The sequence below is a fragment of the Streptomyces sp. NEAU-YJ-81 genome, from assembly GCF_017592595.1.
Lineage (GTDB): Bacteria > Actinomycetota > Actinomycetes > Streptomycetales > Streptomycetaceae > Streptomyces > Streptomyces hygroscopicus_B.
The window spans coordinates 118,615-139,037 of record NZ_JAGFNO010000019.1 but is presented as its reverse complement, the minus strand read 5'-3'; the positions used below and the strand labels follow the sequence as shown (position 1 = coordinate 139,037).

Below are 20,423 nucleotides of genomic sequence, written 5' to 3'. Positions count from 1 at the left end.
CAAGACCTAAAAATGGCCAAATTTTCTGCGCACGCACCGCTGGAAACACCTGAAGAACAAGGCGTGAGGGGAGAATCGTTGACGGACCCAAGGGAGCAACATTACGGTCACTCGAATGCATAAAGACGACGGCTGGGCGGAGGAATCAGGTGCCCCCGCATCGGTCCCCCTCGCGCTGCGCCGGGTGCTGGGGCTTGTGATCTCCGGGGATGCGACCAACCGCGCGGAACTCGCGCGGCGCAGCGGCCTGGCCCGGTCGACCGTGGGCCAGCAGGTGGAGAATCTCGTCGGCAACGGCATCCTGCAGGAGGTCGAGTCCAGACGGTCCGTCCGCGGACGACCGCCCCGGGTGCTGACGATCAGCCCACAGGCCGGCACCGTCGTCGCCGTGGACGTCGACACCACCGCCTCCCACCTGGCCATCGCCGATCTCAGCAGGCGGCTGATCGCACAGGACACGGTCGCCGTCCGGATCGACGCGGGCCCGCGGATCGTGCTGGACGCGGTCTCCGAACTGCTGCGAGGGCTGCTGGCGGAGTACGACCGCGAGCCCGGCCGGGTGCGTGAGGTGGTCGTCGGCCTGCCCGGTCCGGTGGACTTCCAGCAGGGTTGCGCGGTACAGCCGACCGGCATGCCCGGCTGGGACGGCTACCCCGTCGCCGAGCACCTCCGGGAACGCTTCCGCGCCCCGGTCGTGGTGGACAACGACGTCAATCTGATGGCCCTGGGCGAGGCCGAACAGGGCGGGGCGGAGACTCCCCTGCTCTGCATCAAGATCGCAAGCGGTATCGGGGCGGGCCTCGTCACCGCGGGCGGCGATGTGTACCGCGGCGCCGACGGAGCCGCCGGCGACATCGGCCACACCCGGGCCGTCAGCGGGGGCAACGTCCTGTGTGTCTGCGGCAACGTCGGCTGCGTCGGGGCGATCGCCTCGCACCGCGCCGTCCTGCGCGGCCTCGGCATCCCCGAGTCGACCGACGACGACCCTCTGCACGGCACCCGGGTGCTCGCCCAGCGCGTCGCCGACAGCGACCCGGCCGCACTGCATGCCGTACGCCAGGCGGCCACGGAGGTCGGGGAGGTGGTCGCCGTACTGGTCCACCTGTTCAATCCGCGCAGCATCATCCTGGCCGGTCCGCTGAGCGAACTCCGCGACGACCTCGTCTCCGCCGTACGAGCCGCCGTGTACCAGCGCGCCCTCCCCCTGGCCACCCGCAAGCTGACCATCACCGCGACACAGCTCAAGGGCCGCTCCGGGCTCCACGGTGGGATCGCCCTCGCCACGCGGGACGTCTTCGGACCGGCGGGCGTCGCACGGCTGCTGGCCGACGAGCCCGGAGCGGGGGGATAGGCGGGCCGGCGGGAAGCCCGCCGACCCCGCCGAGGCCGTCGCCGGCCGGGCGTCAGACCACCGGGGCCGGGTAGGTCGGGTACTCCACCCCGGAGACGTACTGGACGACGCGGATGACCTGGCAGGAGTAGCCGAACTCGTTGTCGTACCAGAGGTAGAGGATCGCGTTGTCGCCCTCGACCTTGGTGGCACCGGCGTCGACGATCGAGGCGTGGCGCGAGCCGATGAAGTCGTTGGAGACCGCGTCGGGAGCGCTGGTGAAGTCGATCTGGCGCTTGAGCGGCGAGGTCAGGGACACATCGCGCAGATAGTCCAGGACCTCCTCGCGGCTGGTCTCGCGCGCGAGTTGCAGGTTGAGGATGGCGATCGAGACGTCCGGCACCGGGACGCGGATCGAGCTGCCGGTGATCTTCGCCTCGAGATCGGGCAGAGCCTTCGCGACGGCGGAGGCGGCACCGGTCTCGGTGATGACCATGTTGAGCGGCGCCGAGCGGCCACGGCGGTCGGACTTGTGGTAATTGTCCAGCAGGTTCTGGTCGTTGGTGAACGAGTGGACGGTCTCCACGTGGCCGCGCAGGACGCCGTACTCGTCCGCCATCGCCTTCAGCGGCGGGACGATCGCGTTGGTGGTGCAGGACGCGCAGGAGAGGATCTGCTCGTCCGGCTTGATCGTGTCGTGGTTGACGCCATGGACGACGTTGGGCACATCGCCCTTGCCCGGCGCGGTCAGCACCACCTTGTCGATACCGGGGCGCAGATGCTTCGACAGCCCTTCGCGATCGCGCCACTTGCCGGTGTTGTCGATGAGGATGGCGTCCTTGATGCCGTACGCCGTGTAGTCCACCGACGTCGGGTCGTCGGCGTAGATCACCTTGATCTCGTTGCCATTGGCGATGATCGTGCTGTTCGCCTCGTCAACGGTGATCGTGCCCTGGAACTGGCCGTGGATGGAGTCGCGGCGCAGCAGCGAGGCGCGCTTGACGAGATCCTCACCGGCCCGGCCGCCGCTCCCGCGGACGACGATGGCGCGCAGCCGCAGGCCGTTGCCGGACCCGGCCTTCTCGATGAGCAGGCGGGCGACGAGGCGGCCGATGCGGCCGAACCCGTAGAGGACGACATCGCGCCCCTCACGGCACTCGATCTTGTTGGCACCCGTGGCACCGGCGACGGCCTCGGCGGTGAACTCCTCCACCGACAGACCGCGGTCATCGGCCCGGTGCGTCTCGGCGAGCATGCCGATGTCGATCTGGGAGGGCCCGAGGTCGAGCGCGGTGAGCGCCTGCAGGAAGGGCAGGGTGTCGGTGACCGAGAGTTCCGCACCGGCGATCTGGCGGGCGAATCGGTGGGTCTTGAGGATGCTGACGACCGACTTGTTCACCAAGGAGCGGCTGTGCAGCAGGACCGTGACGTCCCGCTCCCGATGCAGCTTCCCGATGACGGGGATCATCGACTCCGCGATCTCCTCGCGGTGCTTCCAGTTGGTGAACGAGTCCTCGTTGAGAGTCACAAATCCATCTTTCGAGCTAGGTGGCGCTCATATGGTAACCCCCCAGGTCACGGAGGTACCCGGCACCCCCGACGGCGACCAGGGAGGAGCCCGCAGAGGAACGGCCGCGAGTGACGGTGCCTCAGCTCACCGGGCCCGGACTCTTTCGTATACGGCCGGTGTTTCGCTTATGAATTGCGACGTGGATATCGGCTGTAAAATGGGAATTTAGTGGGCGACGCTTTTCGGCCAGCGGCCATCGCGAAACTTACCATTAACAGGAATTTACCAGTGAGAAATACCACTCCCCCAGGGAACAGCGCCCGGTAGCGGTCCGCCTCCGGAGAGGTAGATGGTTTTCACAGGCAACCATCTCTGCTGAGTGAAAGGGATGATCACTGTGTGCGGCATCACCGGCTGGGTTTCCTACCGCCGCGATCTGACCTCCCATCGCCAGGTCCTCGACGCCATGACGGAGACGATGGCCTGCCGAGGCCCGGACGCGGCCGGAGCGTGGGTGACCGGCAAGGCTGCGCTCGGCCACCGCAGGCTGGCCGTCATCGACCTGCCCGGCGGGGCACAGCCCATGACCGTCGACACCGCCGACGGTCCCGTGAGCATGGTCTACTCCGGTGAGGCGTACAACTTCACCGAGCTGCGCGACGAACTGCGCCGCAGGGGCCATGGCTTCACCACCGACTCCGACACCGAGGTCGTCCTGCGCGGCTACGTGGAGTGGGGCGAATCCCTCACCGAGAAGCTGAACGGCATGTACGCCTTCGCCATCTGGGACTCCCGCACCGAGAAACTGGTGATGGTCCGGGACCGGATGGGCATCAAGCCGTTCTACTACTACGAGACCGACGACGGCGTCCTCTTCGGATCCGAGCCCAAGGCCATCCTCGCCAACCCGCTCGCCGCCCCCGAGGTCGGCGTCGACGGGCTGCGGGAGATCTTCTCGTTCGCCAAGACACCGGGGCATGCGATCTGGAAGGGCATGAAGGAGCTGCGCCCCGGCCACATCGCCGTCGTCGACCGCAATGGACTTCGCGAGCAGGCGTACTGGCGCCTGGAGGTCTCCGAGCACACCGATGACCAGGACGCGACCGTCGCCCATGTGCGGGAGCTGCTGGAGGACATCATCGCCCGGCAGCTCGTCGCCGACGTGCCCCGCTGCACCTTGCTCTCCGGGGGGCTCGACTCCTCGGCGATGACCTCGCTGGCCGCCCGCAAGCTCGGCGAACACGGCGAGACCGTCCGCAGCTTCGCCGTGGACTTCCCCGGGCAGGCGGAGAACTTCCGCGCGATCGACGTGGCGCCCAGCGTGGACACCCCGTATGTGCACGCCGTGGCCGAGCATGTGAAATGCGACCACCGGGACATCATGCTCGACGGCTCCGCCCTGTCCGATCCTGCCGTGCGGCAGGCGGCCATCGCGGCCAGGGATCTGCCCACCGGGCTCGGCGACCGGGACAACTCGCTCTACCTGCTGTTCAAGGCCGTTCGTGAACAGTCGACCGTGGCCCTGTCGGGCGAGTCGGCGGACGAGGTCTTCGGCGGCTACCCGTGGTTCCACGACGAGCGGCGCGAGGCCGACACCTTCCCGTGGCTCGCCGGAGGACTGACGCTCGGCGACACCAAGAGCCTGCTGTCCCAGGACCTCACCGAGAAGCTCGACCTGGACACCTACCTCCGTGACCACTACCTCAGCGCCCTGGACGAAGTCCCCCTCAAGGACGGTGAGACCGGCCTGGAGAAGCGCATGCGCCAGGTCTGCTACCTGCATCTCACCCGCATGGTCAACACCCTGCTCGACCGCAAGGACCGGATGAGCATGGCCGTCGGCCTGGAGGTCAGGGTGCCGTTCTGCGACCACCGCCTGGTCTCCTACGTCTTCAACACCCCCTGGTCGCTGAAGACATTCGACGGGCGGGAGAAGAGCATCCTGCGCGAGGCCACCCGCGATGTGCTGCCCGAGTCCGTGGCCAACCGCAAGAAGAGCGGTTACCCCGGCAGCTTCGACCCCGCCTATCTCTCCGCCATCAAGCAGCAGGCGGGCGACCTCATCACCTCGGGGCACCAGGCCCTCGAACTGTGCCGGGCCGAGACGCTGAAGGAGGCGATCGCCGCACCGGCGGAGGACATCACCACCCAGCAGCGCGCCATCATCGAACGCGCCCTCGACCTGGCGACGTGGATGGACCTGCGCAAGCCCACCATCACGCTCGACTGACACCCGCGGTTCGACCGCACCGGGAGAGACGGACGGGGACCTGGCCCACCAGGTCCCCGTCCGTCGTCCCGGTGGCCTCGCATCAGACGCCCTTGCGCGCCGGAGGTTCCGTGGCCCCGGACGGCGCGGCCGTGAGATAGCGGGTGAGCATCGCGACGAGTTCGTTCTCCAGCCGGGTGGTGTCGATCGACTCGGGCGCCGCGATGAGCACATGGACGACGAGCTCGATCGTGGACACGGTGAGCCGGGCGGCGACGTAGGTGTCCTCGACCCGGACCTCGGGATGGCGCTCGAGCAAGTCCTGGGTGTAGGCGACCCGCTCCCGCTCCTGGCGGGCGACCTTCTCGAACAACTCCGGGGAGCGGGGGGCCTGTTCGCCCATGACGCGGAGCAGCTGAGGGTCGTCGAGGTGGTTCTCGATCACGGTGCGCGCGAAACCACGGAGGATCTCCTCGAGGGAATCGGGCTCCTCCTCGTCCTGGCGGTCGCGGATGGCGGCCGCCCCGGCATCGAGGTGACGGGTCACCAGCTCGGCCAGGATCGCATCCTTGTTCGGGTAGTACTGGTACAGCGAGCCGATCGAGATCCGTGCGTGCTCGGCGATGCGGTTGGTGGTCCCGGCGGCGTAGCCGTATTCGGCGAAAACGTGAGCAGCCGCCGTGAGGATGCGCTGCCGGGTGAGCTCGGCGCGGGCCTGGCGTGGCTGTTTACGTGGCTGAAGTCCGCGACGGCCTGTCGTCATGACACCTCCTGGACGGCGCCTGGAAAGCGAGTGGCGCAAGACCTGAGTAATTACTCACAATGGTGCCATGAACTGCGGCGGAGCGGTGAACCACCGTCGTCGGCAGGGAGCGGGAGGCGACCGGCACGGCCCTCGCGCGCCCGCCGCTCCACCCCTCCCGGAAGGAGTCATCGTGACGCAGACCAGCACCCGCCCCCGGCGGGTGTCGCCGGCCGAGGTCCACGCCCTGCTCGGGGAGCCCGAAGCCATGGTCAAGGGCAAGAAGCTGGACCATATCGACGAGCACTTCCGCTTCTTCATCGCGCATTCCCCCTTCCTGACCCTGGCCACGGCGGACGCGGCGGGGCGCGCCGACTGCTCGCCCCGTGGCGACTACCCGGGCTTCGTGAAGGTCCTCGACGGCCATACGCTCGCGATTCCCGACCGCCCCGGCAACAAGATCGCCGACTCCTTCCGCAATCTCGCCGAGAACGACGGGGTCGGGCTGCTCTTCCTCATCCCCGGGCTGCGGGAGACCTTGCGGGTCAACGGCCGCGCCTACCCCACCGACGACCCCGATGTGCTCGCCCGGATGCAGACCGAAGCCAAGGATCCGGTGCTGGCGATCGTCGTCGAGGTGGCGGAGGCGTACTTCCACTGTGGTCGCGCGCTCATCCGCTCCCGGCTGTGGGACCCCGCGAGCCAGGCCCTGGCCGACGAGATGCCGTCGGCCGGTGAGGTCGCCGCCGCCCAATTCGGGGTGGACATCGATCCGATGGCGCTCACACACGCTCTCGAAGAGGGCTACCGGAAACTCTACTGACCACGGCACAAGGTGAATCACGATGCAACAGACCATCGTCGGCGCCATCGAGCAGGTCGCCGAAGACGTCGTATCCCTCGTCCTGCGAGGCGCCACCGGTCCGCTGGCGCCCTGGGAGCCGGGGGCCCATATCGACCTGGCCCTGCCGAACTGGCTGACCCGGCAGTATTCGCTGTGCGGCGACCCGGCGGACCGGGAGTCGTATCGCGTCGCGGTGCGGCACGACCGCCTCAGCCGGGGCGGTTCGGAGTACATCCACCGGTTTCTGCGCCAGGGCCGCGGTCTCGACGTGTCGCTGCCGCGGAACCATTTCCCGCTCCTCCCCGCGCCGGAGTATCTCTTCCTCGCCGGCGGGATCGGCATCACCCCGATCCTGCCGATGCTGCGGGCGGCGGTCGCCTCGGGCGTCCCGGCGTCGCTCGTGTACGTGGGACAGTCGGTCGCGTCCATGCCCTTCGCCGATGAACTGCGCTCCTCCTACGGCGATCGGGTACGGATCGTCGCCACCCGAGAGCGGGGCAGGCCGGACTTCGCCGCACTGGGAGCCGCGCTGAGCCCCGGCGCCGTGGTCTATGCCTGCGGCCCCGGACCGATGCTCGCCGCGGCCGAGGCCGCGTTCCCGGCCGGACGGCTGCACGCGGAGCGGTTCCGCCCGGTGCCCAGGTCGTTCGCCCCCAACACGGCGTTCGAGGCGGTGTGCGCGCGGTCGGGGCAGACGGTTCAGGTGCCGCCCGACGAGTCGCTGCTGGACGCCCTGACCCACGCCGGATATCCCGTGGCGTCCGGATGCCGCGAAGGGGTCTGCGGCAGTTGCGAACTCGCCGTCGTCGACGGCGAGCCCGAGCACCGCGACGACATCGGCGCCCCCGCGGGCCGGATGTACGCCTGTGTGTCCCGCGCCCTGTCCCCGCGGCTCGTCGTGGACCTGTGACCCCACGGCGAGCGGACTCGAACGGAAGGCGAGGAAAGACGTGCTGCCCAAGGTGCGCACACCCGAATCACGGCGAATGATCACGCTGGAGGTACGCGGGAACACCAAGCTGACACCCGGATTCTCGACCATCACGCTCGGCGGCCCGGAGCTGGAGCATCTGAAGCCCACCGGCTTCGACCAGACCGTGCGGCTGTTCTTTCCCCGCGAGGGGCAGGACAGGCTGAGAATGCCGAAGCTCTCCAGCGAGGCGTGGATGGCGGAGATTCTCCTGCTGCCGAAGTCACGCAGGCCCTGGGTACGCAATTTCACCATCCGCCGCGCCCGGCCCGAACTCGGCGAAGTGGACATCGAGTTCGCCCTGCACGGCGACACCCCGGCCTCCGCATGGGCCCGGCGCGCCCGGCCCGGAGATCCGGCGGGCATCTTCGACATGGGCGTGACCTACCTGCCGCCCGCTCATGCCGAATGGCAGCTGCTCGCCGGGGACGAGAGTGCCGTGCCGGCGATCCTCGCCATCCTCGAGCACGCTCCGGCGTCACTGGCCGCGGAGGTCTTCCTGGAGGTGTCGGGGACCGCCGACATCCGCGCGGACATCACCACTCCCGAAGGCGTACGGGTGCGGTGGCTGGCCCGGAACGGCTCGGACGCGCTGCCCGGCAGACTGGCCCTCGACGCGGTCAGGAAGTCGTCGCTGCGGCCGGGCCGGTTCTACACCTGGGTCGCCGGGGAGGCCGGGCTGGCCACCGGGGTGCGCCGCCATCTGGTGCGGGAACGCGGCGTACCGAAGCCGGACATCGCGTTCTTCGGGTACTGGCGGCACGGCCGCTCGAGCCCCGGCTGACCCCTGCCGCTCCGCCGGTGTGGTGTGCTCACACCGGTGGTTGCGGGTCGTACTGGATGCCACGTCGCACCTGACGTGCGCGCTCCGGCGAGGCCAGCCGGGCGACCAGGTGGAGAGCCATGTCGATACCGGCCGAGACCCCCGCGGAGGTGATCACGTCACCGTCGTCGACGAACCGCTCATCGGGCCGTACGTCGATCGTCGGGTCGAGCTCCGCGAGCAGGTCCAGCGACCCCCAATGCGTGGTCGCGGGCCGCCCGGCCAGCAGCCCGGCCGCCGCGTAGACCAGCGACCCCGTGCACACGCTGGTCATCAGGGGAACCGATCGCCGCTGGGACCGGACCCACTCCAGGTGCTGGTCATCCTCGAGCTGGGGCCGGGTCCCCCGGCCGCCGGGGTGCAGCAGCACATCCAGTGCGGGCAGGTCGGCCATCGCCTGATGTGCCTCGACGGTGAGCCCCTTCGCGCAGGTCACGGGGTTGCCGTCGGCGGAGAGGCAGAACACCTGCCACCCGTCCTCGGCGAAGGTGTGCGTCCAGTACGACAGCACCTCCCATGGACCGATGGCGTCGAGCTCTTCCACATCCGGGAACAGCAGGATCCCGATCTTCCGCGTATCCGCATGGGCCATACCGTGATCCAACCAGACCCGCCCCCGCTCGGCCATGGGATCTCCCACGAGGCCGCCGATCGCCGTCGGCGGCCTCGCGCTGCCGTGGTGCGGTCACGGTCGGCCGGTCAGTACGGCAGCGGCCGGTTCTCACGCGCCCAGACCTGTTCCGCTTCGCTGCGCGGGGGCGGAGGCGCCATCCCGTCGATCATCCAGAGATCCCGGGGTGTCTCGTCGATGTGGAACTCGCAGTACAGCCCGCGGTCCCGGGTGTGAGGGGCCAGCACGCGGTCCAGCCCCTCGACGGACCTCTTCCTCGTCTCGGGGTCCGACAAATGGCGGGCGATGTGCTCGACCACGACCCGGACGGTGCGGTACGACGGCTCGCCGCCGACCAGGAACGAGGACTCCGGGATGTCATGGAAGAGGGTGACGACGTAGAACTTCGGCAGACCGACCTGGGTGTAGTAGTCCGTGACGTCCGCGGCGAATTTCCGCTTCTGCTCGGCGGAATAGGCGTCGACCGGATGGTAGATGTGCCACAGGGGCATGGCTCTCTCTCCTTCGAAGGCAATGATGGTGGCAATGGGCGACGGTGGTGACCGGTGGATGTCGCCGTGGCCGGTCAGTGACCGAGGTGAACGGTGAGGCCCTCCACCGGTCCGGCGAGTGCCGCCTTCATCTGCCGGGTCACCGCGTCGACGAGCACCTCGCTGGCGCCGTCCTCGATGCCGTCCAGAACCGTCCCGGCCACTTCGGCGGGTGAGAGCTTCTGGCCCGGAATTCCGGCGACCATGTCGGTGTCGGCGAAACCGAGGTGCACGCCGACGACCTGGGTCCCCTGCGGCGCCAGCTCGACTCGGAGGGAGTTCGTCATCGACCACAGCGCGGCCTTCGAGGCGCCGTAGGCGGCCGCGCCGGCGCCCCAGGACAGCACGGAGTGCATGTCGACCAGCGCGCCACCGCCGTTCGCCCGCAGGACCGGGGCGAAGCCACGTGCCACCCGCAGAGCCCCGAAGACGTTCGTTTCGAACGTGGCCACCACATCGGTCATGTCCGCCGTCAGCAGCGGCGAGGGCAGCAGCACTCCCGCGTTGTTGATGACGATGTTCACATCCGCGGCCCGGTCGGCGAGGGCCGCGACCGCGTCCGCGTCGGTGACGTCCAGGGAAACGGCCTCGACCCGCGGGTCCTCGCTGGGGCTGGGCTTCCGCGCGGTCGCGTAGACCTTCGCCGCTCCACGCTCGAGCAATGCCTCCACGAATGCCTTGCCGATGCCACGTTGACCTCCGGTCACCAGCACCACGGAACCATCGATCGCAACCATGTCGGACCCTCCTTGTCTCAGAGCGCGCTCGAACCGGCAGGGGCGGCGGACCGTGGCCGCCGTCCCTGTGGCGCGCTAAAATAGATTACTAGCATCATCTATAACGGGTCGCAAATATCATCGGTGCGGTACCGGCATCCCGTACCCGAGTCCGGCAACCTACGCAGAAGGAAGTAGCGACCATGCCCCGAGCATCCCGAGCCGAGGCCGAGCGCCACCGCGAGCAGGTCATCGCGGCCACCGCGAAGCTGGTGCGCACCCACGGCGCCGACAAGGTGAGCGTTCCCCAGGCGATGGCGGCGGCGGGTCTGACCCACGGCGGGTTCTACCGCCACTTCGCCTCGAAGGACGATCTGATCGCCCAGGCGTGCTCGGCAGCGTTCGCCGAACGCCTCGCGGCCATGAATGACCTCGCCGAGGGCGAGGACGCGGGCGCTGACACGGGCCAGGGCACGGACGAGGGCACGGGCGAGGACCGCGGCCGGGGCGCCCGGGCAGCCTTCCTGGCGACCTATCTGTCGACCCTGCACCGCGACAACCCCGCGCTGGGATGCGCCGCCGCGGCGCTGGCGGTGGACGCCGCGCGCGCGGAGCCCGGCGACCCGCTGCGGCGTGCCTACGCCGATGGCATGCGCAACCTGGTCGACGGAATGGAGCGACTCACGAGAAAGTCCGGCGACACCTCGCCGGACGAAGGGACGATTCTGGTCGAACTGTCCACCATGATCGGGGCATTGGTCCTGTCACGGGCCTGCGCGGGCGACGACCTGTCGGACCGCATCCTGACCGCGGTACGCGACCACGTCCTCGGCGACGATGAGTACTCCCCCGGCGGGAAGGGCACTTCGGAGACCGCCGGGTGAAACGCGCGCTCGCGTCACGGGGGCGGGCCTCCGTGACGCGAGCGCGCGCCGACTACCGCCCGAGCGCCGAGGACAGCCGCGCCGCGAGGGGCTCGCCGTCGAGGAAGTCCAGCAGCTCGCCGAGGGTCGGTCCGGTGGCGGGGCCGTGCCGGGTGACCGCGAAGGCGGCCGCGGCGTTGGCGCCTCGTACGGCGGTGCTCGGGTCAAGCCCGTGGCCGAGGAGGGCCAGGAACGCTCCCGTATGGGCGTCGCCCGCGCCGTTGCTGTCGACCGCGGTCACCCGGCGGCCGGGGATGTGCAGGGCCTCTCCGCCGGGCGGGACCAGCCAGCAGCCGGCCGCGTCGGCCCGCAGAAGCACACCGGTGCGCGGGCCCAGCCGGGCGGCGAGCGCCGCCGCGGCCTCCTGGGCGTCGTCCCGGCCGGTCAGCAGCCGCCCCTCACGCTGGTTGCAGCTGACCCAGTCGCAGCGCCCCAGAACGGGTGCCAGCACCTCGTCCGGGATCTGGTCGGCCAGGGGACCCGGATCGAGGAAGACCCGGATGTGTTCCGGCAGCCGCGCGACGAGCGAGGCCAGAACCGGGCCGTTGACCGGGTAGGCGAGCCCGTAGCCGGAGATCTGCACCATGTCGCCGGGGCGCAGCGTGGCGAGCACGGACGTCGCGTGGGCCTCGGTCAGCCGGGCCTCGGCTCCGAGGCTGGTGGCGAAGGTGCGCTCGCCGCCGCCGTCGACGAAGGCGACGCAGAACCCGGTGTCCTCCTCCGCGACCGGAGCCAGCACCATCTCGATGCCTTCCCGGGCGAGGTCGGCCCGCACCCGGTCGCCGAACGGCCCGGTGCCGTGGGCGCCCGCGTACACAGCCGGCAGGCCCAGCCGGCGGGCGGCGGTGAGGACGTTGAATCCGCCGCCCGTGGTGAGGGTGGTGTCCGTGGAGACGATGTCGCCGCCGCGTTCGGGCAGTGCGGGCACCCGCATCACGAGGTCGACGATGGCGTTGCCGAGCAGGACCAGTCGGCCGCCCGTGACCTCGCCGGGAGCGCCGCCGAGGACGACGTCGTAGCCGCTCATGAGACCTCCCGCGCGGCCGGGGCGGGCAGCACCTGCTGCTGGGAACGCTGCCCGGACGCCTCCTCGCGGACGGTGCCGTCGAACCTGCGCAGCACGGTGTAGATGGCGGCGGCGAGCAGCAGGGTCACCACCCACCCCAGCCCGTTGGACCCGATCCAGCTATGGGACAGCGGCCCGGAGAACCACACGTCGGTCGCGCTGGTGCTCGCCTCGGTGAACAGCAGGCCCACCACGATGGCCGCCGCCCAGGCGATCATCGCGGCCCAGGCGATACCGCCCCGGAACCAGTAGCGGCTGGACCGGCCGACGTCCATCAGCGCCGCGCCGTCATAGGACCGGCGGAGTATCAGGTCGACCGCGAAGACGCCCACCCAGGCGTTGATGGGGACGGCGAGGAGCGTGAGGAAGGTGATGAACGGGCCGTAGAAGTCCTTGGCGATCAGGATGAAGTAGATCCCGCCCGCGAAGGTGACGACCACGTCCAGGCCGACGGCGAGGGTGCGCCGGACCCGTATGCCCAGGGTGATCATGGTGAGTCCGGCCGAGTAGACGGACAGGTGGTTGGAGAGCAGCAGTCCGCCGAACGCGGCGATCAGATACGGGATGGACATCCACGACGGCAGCATCGTGTTGATCGCCGAGACGGGGTCGGAGGCGGAGGCGAGATTCGGTTCTCCCGCCGCGAGGAGTGAACCCAGCGAGATCAGCACGACCAGCGGGATACCGGCGCCGAAGGCGGAAGCGGCCACCAGCCTGCCACCCGGAATCCGCCGGGGCAGGTAACGGGCGTAGTCGGCGCCCGTGTTGGCCCAGCCGATCCCGGTACCGGCGGCGATCATGCCGACGCCCACGACCATCGAACTCACCGACCCGACCGGGGCGTGGAAGACCTTGTCCCAGTCCACGGTGGTCGCGAGGAAGATGATCACGACCAGGTTGAGCAGACCGAAGATATAGCTGGCCCACCTGTTGATCCACATGATGGTGGCGTGGCCCAGGCCGCTGATCAGCAGCGTGCAGCCGATGAAGACCAGCAGACACACCACGGTGAGGACGGTGTTCCGCCGGATGCCGAAGGCGGCGTCGAGCAGCGCCAGCAGGGCGAAGGCGGCCGTGGTGGTGTTGATGGTCTCCCAGCCGAGCCTGCTCATCCAGGTGACCAGCGTGGGGCCGGCGTTGCCGCGGACCCCGAACACCGCGCGGGAGAGGGTGAGGGCGGGCGCTCCGCCCCGCTTCCCCGCGATGCTGAGGGCGCCTACCAGGGCGAAGGAGCCGAAGGCCCCGAGAATGGCCACGACGGCCGCCTGCCATATGTTCAGGCCGCGGAAGCTGACCAGGGCCGCGCCGAGCGGCAGACCGAGGATGCTGATGTTCGCGGCGAACCAGGTCCAGAACATCTGGCTCGCGTGGCCGTGGCGCTCGGCGTCCGGAACCGGCTCGATGCCTCGGGTCTCCACGGAGCCGACGCGGTCGTTCTCTGAAGCCGCCATGGTGGTACCTGTCTTTCTGTCCGGGGGCGCTCCGGTGCGGATGTGAGGGCGGGCGTGGGGGTCACTCGGCCGTGCCGGCGCGCAGCGCGAGCAGGGCCGTGGCCAGCGGTTCCAGATCGAGACCGTTGACCGAGCGCAGAGTGGCGAGGGCTTCGTCGGGCAGGCCCGAGGCCCCGCTGACGGCACCGGCTATGGCACCGGCTATGGCGCCGATGGTGTCGCAGTCACCGCCGAGGTTGGCCGCCAGCAGACAGGCCCGCCACGGCTCACCCTCGGCGAGGGCCAGTACGGCGAAGGCGGCCGGGACCGACTCCTGGCTGGCGACGCTGGTGCCGACCAGGTCGCAGACGCGGTCCAGGGCCTGCCGCTCGGGCAGACCGCGGACCAGGTCCACGGCCCAGCCGATGCGGGCGGCGATATCGGCGCCGGCGACCCAGTGGCCGCGCTCGGCCCCTGCCGCGGCCGCCGTGACCGCCGCGCCGACGGCGTCCTCCAGATCGCCGCCGTCGATGCCACGGCTCACCGCGGCGGCCACGGCGGCGGCGGAGGCGATGCCGATGGAGGTGTCATGGGTGACCTGGCACGCCTCCGCGACCCGGTCGAGGAAGGGCGCCAGCGGGGTATCGGGGAAGGCGACGCCGACGGGGGTGATCCGCATCGCCGCACCGTTGGTGGCACCGGACTTGCCTGCCTCCTCCGGCGGTACGCCGCGGGACACGGCCTCCAGGGCCGCCTTGGTGGAGGGGCCGAGCAGGTCGAAGGAGCCCTTGGCCTTCATGGCGCGCTCCCACTCCAGGAGCTCGTGCGCGAGCCGCAGCGGTTCGATCCGCCCGCCGGACCCGGTCAGCAGCCGGCCGACGATGACGGCCTGATCGGTGTCGTCCGTGACCGAACCGGCGGGCATTCCGGCGCTCACCGGGTTGTCTTCGGGTCCGGGCTCGAAACCGGTGACGGTGCCGAACCGGGCGACGATGGACGGCCGGGACATGATCTGGGTGGGCATACCGAGGGCGTCGCCCATCGCCAGGCCGTAGAGGGCGCCGAGCGCGCGGTCGTGCTGGTGGTTCATTCGGGATTCCTGTCGGTGCGCGGAGGCGTTACGTCGGGGAGGGCGGGCGCCGCGTGCGATCCCATCAGGGGCCTCGTGGAGAGCCTCATTGGGGACCTCATTGGCGGCCTCATTGGGGCTGCTCGCCGAAGCCGAGGTGCAGTTGGAAGCGGGCGGGGTCCAGCAGGCTGGTCACCTGCTCGACGATCTGGCCATCGGCTCCGCGGCTGACCCGGCGGGTGTTGAGCCACACCTCGCCCTCCCGGCGGCGGAGCAGTGTCGCCTCGTCGGTGGCCAGTTGCCGTACGGAGGCCCACTCGTCCCCGTGGGTGGCGCGGATACCGACCGCGGCGAGGGTCTTGGTCAGCGAGCCGTCGAGGAGCCCGCCGAGCGGGACGTCGGCCAGGGCCGGGGCCATCGGAACCCTGCTGCGCTCCAGCGCGACCGCGGTGCCCTCCGGCAGCACGCGCAACCGGTCCAGCGCCATGAACTCGACGCCCTCGATGCCCAGTTCCCCGGCCAGCCGGGCATCGCGCACCGCTTCGAGGCGGAGGACCTCGGTGGTGACGCGGGCGCCCTGGTCGGCCAGCGCCCTGGTCCAGCCCAGGCGGTTGTCCAGCAGGCCGCCGTCGAAGGTGACGAACGAGCCGACGCCCGCGTGGGTGGAGATCAGCCCTTGCTTGCTGAGCTCGTCCAGCGCCTGGCGAACGGTGGCCCTGCTGACCGCGAAGCGCCGGGTGAGCGCGTGCTCGCCGGGCAGCCTGCTGCCCGGCTCCAGGGCGCCGCTGTGGATCTCACGGGCCAGAACGCGGGCGATGCGCTGATGCTTGAGGACCTGTTTAGGCATGTCCGGTAGTTAGCCATACATGTCCAGTCCTGTCTAGAGTCGCAAGACATACATCCTGCCGACGGTCGTCCGCCACGAGGCGGGCCGTGTGATCAGCGATGGGCAGGCGGAGTGCTCATCACCCCGCGGCAGGCTCCTGGGCCTGCCGCTTGCGGGCACGGTAGGCGGCCGCCTTGAGCTTGTTGCCACAGGACTCCATGCCGCACCACTGCCGGCGCCCGCCGCGCGACCGGTCGATGTAGACACGGGTGCATTCGGGGTTGCCGCACTCCTTGAGGAGCGGCACATCCGGACCGCTGAGAAGCTCGACGGCATGCCGCGCCACCGTGGAGAGCGCCTCTTGCGATGTCGCGTCCGTCCGCCGCCCGCTCGCGGTGAGTTGCGGCGCCGCGGGGGGCTTGCGGGCCGTGTCGTTCACCACGGCGAGTGCCTCGCCGTCGTAGGGATCCCCCGCGACGCGGGCGGTGACCAGCTCGTAGACGGCCTCCCGTAGGGCCACCGCGCGCTCGACGTCGGCATGCTGACTGGCGGAGACGGTATCGACGATTCCGGACTCCAGGTACCAGGCGTCCAGCCGGTCCGGTGACACGAACATCTCGAACCGCACCGAGCGGCGAGCGCGCAACGTCGCGGCGAAGTCGAGAGCGGGGTTCCCGCACAGAAAGACATGCTCCAGATTCACGTCACCATCCTGACAGGTGACTTTCATCTTTCGCAAGGCTGGCCACCGGCGCCAGGCGGCGAGCCGCACCAAGGGTGGGTCGGGCCGGTCAGGCCGCCTCGTGCAGGATGTCCGCCAGTTCGCCGGGCCGGTCGAACATCGGCCAGTGCCAGCCGAGCAGCTCCCGGTACGCCGAACTCTCGGTCGCCATGTGCCGGAAGGCCGGAACGGTGGCGATCCGCGCCCGGACCTGCTCCACCGGGAAGCCGCACAGCACATGCAGCCGCGGCAGCTTCTCCCACGCCTCGGTCAGCCGGACCGGGGTGGTGGCGGTGGCCCACGGCTGCGGCACCGACAGCCGCACCAGCCGTTCGAGCGTGCCGTCCGGCAGCCCGGGCACCCCGGACGCCAGTTGCTGCCACGGCGGTGGCGGCAGCTGCCGGCCGTGTCCCTCCTCGCGGACCAGCTCGGCGTTGCGCCTCTGCTCCTCCGGCGGGGCGAACTCCGCGTGGCACATCCCGTCCGGCAGCGGACCGCTGTCGACGAAGACCATCCGCTTGATCCGGTCCGGCATCCGGTCCGCCACGCTCGGGACCACCACCGCACCGGCATAGCTGTGCCCGACCAGGACCACGTCGTACAGGTCCTGGTAGCGGATCAGGTTGAGCACATCGGTGATGTGCGTCTCCACATCGGTGTCGGGCCGGGCCAGATGCGCCCGCTCGCCCATCCCGGTCAGGCTGAGCGGATGGACGTCGTGTCCACGGCCGCGCAGGTCGGCCGCCACGGCGCGCCAGGCCCAGGCCCCGAGCCAGAACCCGGGAAGAAGTACATAGGCTGCCATGGCCCGCACGCTAGGCGGGATAACGGACAGGAGCCGCCCGGTATCCACGCCATACTTCCGGGCATGACCCGACCGACCGCCCGCGTGCTCGCCCTGCTGGAAATCCTGCAGGCCGGTGGCACCCGCACCGTCGCCGACCTGGCCGACCGGCTCGGCGTGGACGAGCGCACCGTACGGCGCTACATCGGCCACCTGATCGACCTGGACGTCCCGGTCCGTTCGGTGCGCGGCCGCTACGGCGGCTACCGGCTCGCCCCCGGCTACCGGATGCCCCCGCTGATGCTCACCGACGAGGAGGCGCTGGCGGTGCTGCTCGGCCTGGTCGCCGGGCGCCGGGCCGGGCTGGTGACCACGTCCGTCGCGGCGGCGGAGAGCGCCGCCGCCAAGGTGCGCCGGGTGCTGCCCGAGGCGCTCGGCCGTCGGCTGGACGCGCTGCTGACCACCGCCGACTTCACCGCCCCCGCCCGTCCCGTGGTCATCCCGGAGACGAGCGTGCTGCTGATGCTCGCGGAGGCCGCGCGGGACCGCCGGCCGGTCGCCGTCAGCTACACCGCCTGGAAGGGGCGGCGCAGCGAACGCACCGTGCACCCGTACGGGATCGTCGCGCACTCCGGGCGCTGGTATGTGACAGGGGCGGACTCGGCCAGCGGCGAGGTACGCACGTTCCGGCTGGACCGGATCGAAACCGCGACGGTGCTGCCCGGGTCGTTCGAGGTGCCCGTGGGGTTCGATCCGGCCGCCCGGGTGCTGTCGGGGCTCGCCGGGGTGCCCTACCTGCACGAGGTGTCACTGCGGGTCCAGGGCACGGTCGAGCAGGTCCGCCACCGGCTCCCGCCCGGGCTCGCCACGGTGCGGGAGCTTCCGGCCGACCCGGCGCAGGGTGGCGCCGGTGATACGGCGGAGGAGGCGGATCGTACGTCGGAGGCGACCAGCGATGCGGCGGGGGCGACCGGATCCCCGGCTGCCTCCGGGGAGGGGGAAGACAGCGGATGGGTGCGGGTCCAATGGCGGGCCGAGCGGCTGGAGTGGGTGCCCTCCGTGCTCGCCTGGCTGGACCTTCCGTTCGTGATCGAGTACCCGGACGCCCTGCGCGACCATGTGCGCGCCCTGGCCCGCCGACTCGCCACCTGCGCCGACGCGGCCGCCGGTCCCGCCGAGGGTGCGGAGTCGGACCGTCCGGCGGCCACTCCCCCGCCGCCGCCCTCCCCCGCGGAGTAGCACCGGCCCGTCCCTGCAGGGCACGGCCCTCCAGGACCGCGCGGCTCTCCAGGACCGTGCGGGCCGATGGGCCGGGGCCGAGCCGGTGCGACGCTCAGCCGCGGGGCCACCGTACGGCGGTGTCGGCCACGGCGGAACGCGCCCGACGCAGCGCCTCGGTGTGCCCGAACAGACCGGGCAGACCGCCGGTGTGCAGGAAGACCGTGCGCTGCCCGGGGCGCACCTGCCCGTCGTGGACGGCCGCGATGAGACCGGCCAGGGCACGGCCGGTGTAGACGGGGTCGAGGACGATGCCTTCGGTGCGGGCCGCGGTGGTGATGGCGTCCATGACCGGTTCGGTGAGCGCGGAGTAGCCGGGACCGACCTGATCCAGGCGCAGCCGCAGGGACGTGGCCGCGGGCTGTCCGGCCAGCCCGTCGACCAGGTGGCCGACGGTGTGCTCGGGATCGGCGATGGCTCCGCAGTGCACCCCCAGCACCCGCTCGGCTCCGAGGGCGTGGACGAGACCGGCCATGGTGCCGCCCGATCCGACCGCCACGACCGCCGTGGCCAGGTCGGGGGCCTGTTCCAGGAGTTCCGTCCCCGCCTCGGCATAACCCCGGGCACCCAGCACACTGGATCCGCCGAAGGGGATCACGGCAGGGCGGGCGCCCCGCTCGCGCAGGTCCGCGGCCACGTCCTCCACGGCCGCCGCGAGTTCGGCCTCGCTCACCTCCCCCGCCCATACGACGCGGGCGCCGAAGAGACCGTCGAGCACGATGTTGCCGGTCATCCCCTCGCTCGGCGCACCGGCGAGGACAAGGACCACGTCCATGCCCAGCCGTGCCCCGGCCGCGGCCGTCAGGCGGGCGTGGTTGCTCTGCGCGGCCCCGCTGGTCACCAGCGTGGTGGCGCCCTCGGCGCGGGCGGCCCCGGCCGTCCACTCCAGCTTGCGGACCTTGTTGCCCCCGCCGCCCAGCCCGATCAGATCGTCACGCTTGACCCATAGATCACCGGGCTCCAGTCCGATCGCACGGGCCAGCCGCGGCGCGGCCTCCAGCGGTGTGGGCCGGCTCATCAGCTCGACCCGCGTGGTTTCCTGACGCCACGTGGTTTCCTGACGCTCTTCTGACACGATCGCCGCCTTCGCTCGCTGCGCTGAGGGATATCCGGGTGGGAGAAACGGCCGTTGGACGGACGCGGGAACACAATCGCCGACGCGCGGCCGGTGCGACACATCACCTACCGGGTTCGGCGTGAAGAGGTTGCGACAAGGCGGCCTTGGCCTGCCTGGTCTCGTCGTCGGCGAGAACTTCCCACCAGTCGTTCGCCAGGGCTTCCATGGTCTGTTCCGCCACGTCGGCCGCGGTGATCTTCGGCGCGTCCACCCAGGAGCTGAGGTCCGTGTCCACGAAACTGGAGTGGACCCCCACCACGAGCGTGCGCTGTTCCTGAAGTCCCTTGCGCAGCGCGTCCGTCAACGACCACTGCGCCGCCTTGGAGGCCGCGTATCCGGGGAAGCCGGGCTGCCCGACCCAGGACGCCAGCCCACCGCCGTTGCGGGCGAGGATCGGGGCGAACGCCCGGGAAACGGCCCAGGTGCCGAAGTAGTTGACCTCCATCGCCTGATGGGCGGCCTCGAAGTCGCCCTCCAGGAGTCCCGTGCCGGAGCCTCCGACGCCCGCGTTGTTGATCACGATGCTGACATCGTCCGCGATGGCAGCGGCCTCGGCGATCTGCTGCGGCTTGGTGACGTCCAGACGCAGCGGAGTGAGGTCCTGGTCGACCACGCGGGCCGGATCGCGGACACCGGCGTAGACCTTCGCGGCGCCGTGCTCAAGCAGCGCCCGGGCGAACGCGCGGCCGATACCGCGATTGGCTCCCGTGACCAGGGCGACTGATCCTTTGATGTCCATCGCGTTCTCTCTTTCCTCGGGCTATGCATATAGAACCTGGACCGCGCCGGCTCGCTCACGGCCCCGCTACTGAAGCGCGGCCAGTACAAGGCGCGATTCCCATTGCGTCACCTACTTGACCGGTGACGCATGCGGCTGCGACCATCGTTGGACCATCGAAACGAC

Annotated in this window: 20 protein-coding genes; 7 read left to right on the top strand and 13 right to left on the bottom strand. The window is 70.5% G+C overall.

All coding sequences use genetic code 11. The features are described from left to right. Positions 1–115: 115 nt before the first annotated feature. Complete coding sequence (locus J5X86_RS32195) at positions 116–1,351, top strand: ROK family protein (protein ID WP_208520221.1); 1,236 nt, start codon at positions 116–118, stop codon at positions 1,349–1,351. Between the two features lie 52 nt (positions 1,352–1,403). Here the strand turns inward: J5X86_RS32195 and J5X86_RS32190 are convergent, their stop codons facing one another. After that, positions 1,404–2,858, bottom strand: a complete 1,455-nt coding sequence (locus J5X86_RS32190; RefSeq protein WP_208520220.1) for a glyceraldehyde-3-phosphate dehydrogenase — start codon at positions 2,856–2,858, stop codon at positions 1,404–1,406. Positions 2,859–3,237: 379 nt separating this feature from the next. Between J5X86_RS32190 and asnB the strand changes: the two genes are divergently transcribed. After that, entirely contained in the window at positions 3,238–5,070 is a 1,833-nt protein-coding gene (asnB, locus tag J5X86_RS32185) for an asparagine synthase (glutamine-hydrolyzing) (protein ID WP_208520278.1), read from the top strand. 82 nt (positions 5,071–5,152) lie between these two features. On the opposite strand, the gene J5X86_RS32180 is transcribed toward asnB, so the two are convergent. Beyond that, positions 5,153–5,812 (bottom strand): TetR/AcrR family transcriptional regulator, encoded by a 660-nt coding sequence (locus J5X86_RS32180; RefSeq protein ID WP_208520219.1) that lies wholly within the window; start codon positions 5,810–5,812, stop codon positions 5,153–5,155. A 172-nt stretch (positions 5,813–5,984) separates the two neighbouring features. On the opposite strand from J5X86_RS32180, the gene J5X86_RS32175 reads away from it, so the two are divergent. From J5X86_RS32175 to J5X86_RS32165, 3 genes are all read left to right on the top strand, one after another. After that, a complete protein-coding gene (locus tag J5X86_RS32175) occupies positions 5,985–6,614 on the top strand; it encodes an MSMEG_1061 family FMN-dependent PPOX-type flavoprotein (RefSeq protein ID WP_208520218.1) in 630 nt (209 codons plus the stop codon). Between the two features lie 22 nt (positions 6,615–6,636). Continuing rightward, the gene (locus J5X86_RS32170) at positions 6,637–7,545 is read left to right on the top strand and encodes a PDR/VanB family oxidoreductase (protein WP_208520217.1); all 909 of its coding nucleotides are present in this window, start codon (positions 6,637–6,639) and stop codon (positions 7,543–7,545) included. Positions 7,546–7,621: 76 nt separating this feature from the next. Beyond that, positions 7,622–8,389 carry a siderophore-interacting protein gene (locus J5X86_RS32165; protein WP_208520216.1) on the top strand — a complete coding sequence of 256 codons (768 nt, stop codon included), beginning with the start codon at positions 7,622–7,624 and terminating at the stop codon, positions 8,387–8,389. Between the two features lie 28 nt (positions 8,390–8,417). On the opposite strand, the gene J5X86_RS32160 is transcribed toward J5X86_RS32165, so the two are convergent. The 3 genes from J5X86_RS32160 to J5X86_RS32150 form a co-directional block, all read right to left on the bottom strand. Continuing rightward, a complete protein-coding gene (locus tag J5X86_RS32160; protein WP_240450869.1) occupies positions 8,418–9,020 on the bottom strand; it encodes a DJ-1/PfpI family protein in 603 nt (200 codons plus the stop codon). A 107-nt stretch (positions 9,021–9,127) separates the two neighbouring features. Next, complete coding sequence (locus J5X86_RS32155; RefSeq protein WP_208520214.1) at positions 9,128–9,550, bottom strand: tautomerase family protein; 423 nt, start codon at positions 9,548–9,550, stop codon at positions 9,128–9,130. A gap of 74 nt (positions 9,551–9,624) precedes the next feature. Further along, positions 9,625–10,326, bottom strand: coding sequence for an SDR family oxidoreductase (locus J5X86_RS32150; RefSeq protein ID WP_208520213.1), 702 nt, complete (start codon positions 10,324–10,326; stop codon positions 9,625–9,627). Positions 10,327–10,508: 182 nt separating this feature from the next. Between J5X86_RS32150 and J5X86_RS32145 the strand changes: the two genes are divergently transcribed. Further along, positions 10,509–11,189 carry a TetR/AcrR family transcriptional regulator gene (locus tag J5X86_RS32145; RefSeq protein ID WP_208520212.1) on the top strand — a complete coding sequence of 227 codons (681 nt, stop codon included), beginning with the start codon at positions 10,509–10,511 and terminating at the stop codon, positions 11,187–11,189. Between the two features lie 52 nt (positions 11,190–11,241). Here the strand turns inward: J5X86_RS32145 and J5X86_RS32140 are convergent, their stop codons facing one another. The 6 genes from J5X86_RS32140 to J5X86_RS32115 form a co-directional block, all read right to left on the bottom strand. Continuing rightward, entirely contained in the window at positions 11,242–12,255 is a 1,014-nt protein-coding gene (locus J5X86_RS32140; protein WP_208520211.1) for a PfkB family carbohydrate kinase, read from the bottom strand. Beyond that, a complete protein-coding gene (locus J5X86_RS32135; protein ID WP_208520210.1) occupies positions 12,252–13,745 on the bottom strand; it encodes a cytosine permease in 1,494 nt (497 codons plus the stop codon). Before J5X86_RS32135 ends, J5X86_RS32140 begins: the two co-directional genes overlap by 4 nt. 61 nt (positions 13,746–13,806) lie before the next feature. After that, positions 13,807–14,814: an ADP-ribosylglycohydrolase family protein gene (locus tag J5X86_RS32130; RefSeq protein WP_208520209.1), complete on the bottom strand. Its 1,008-nt coding sequence runs from the start codon at positions 14,812–14,814 to the stop codon at positions 13,807–13,809. A 109-nt stretch (positions 14,815–14,923) separates the two neighbouring features. Next, positions 14,924–15,640, bottom strand: a complete 717-nt coding sequence (locus tag J5X86_RS32125) for a GntR family transcriptional regulator (RefSeq protein WP_208520208.1) — start codon at positions 15,638–15,640, stop codon at positions 14,924–14,926. 118 nt (positions 15,641–15,758) lie between these two features. Then, positions 15,759–16,322, bottom strand: coding sequence for an ABATE domain-containing protein (locus J5X86_RS32120; RefSeq protein ID WP_208520207.1), 564 nt, complete (start codon positions 16,320–16,322; stop codon positions 15,759–15,761). 88 nt (positions 16,323–16,410) lie between these two features. Beyond that, positions 16,411–17,145: an alpha/beta fold hydrolase gene (locus J5X86_RS32115; RefSeq protein WP_208520206.1), complete on the bottom strand. Its 735-nt coding sequence runs from the start codon at positions 17,143–17,145 to the stop codon at positions 16,411–16,413. A gap of 63 nt (positions 17,146–17,208) precedes the next feature. On the opposite strand from J5X86_RS32115, the gene J5X86_RS32110 reads away from it, so the two are divergent. Further along, positions 17,209–18,363, top strand: a complete 1,155-nt coding sequence (locus tag J5X86_RS32110; RefSeq protein WP_208520205.1) for a YafY family protein — start codon at positions 17,209–17,211, stop codon at positions 18,361–18,363. 94 nt (positions 18,364–18,457) lie between these two features. On the opposite strand, the gene J5X86_RS32105 is transcribed toward J5X86_RS32110, so the two are convergent. Both J5X86_RS32105 and J5X86_RS32100 read right to left on the bottom strand, forming a co-directional pair. Then, a complete protein-coding gene (locus tag J5X86_RS32105; RefSeq protein WP_308124789.1) occupies positions 18,458–19,477 on the bottom strand; it encodes a D-cysteine desulfhydrase family protein in 1,020 nt (339 codons plus the stop codon). 103 nt (positions 19,478–19,580) lie between these two features. Then, on the bottom strand, positions 19,581–20,258 hold the full coding sequence (locus J5X86_RS32100) for an SDR family oxidoreductase (protein WP_208520204.1): 678 nt from the start codon (positions 20,256–20,258) through the stop codon (positions 19,581–19,583). Positions 20,259–20,423 lie beyond the last annotated feature (165 nt).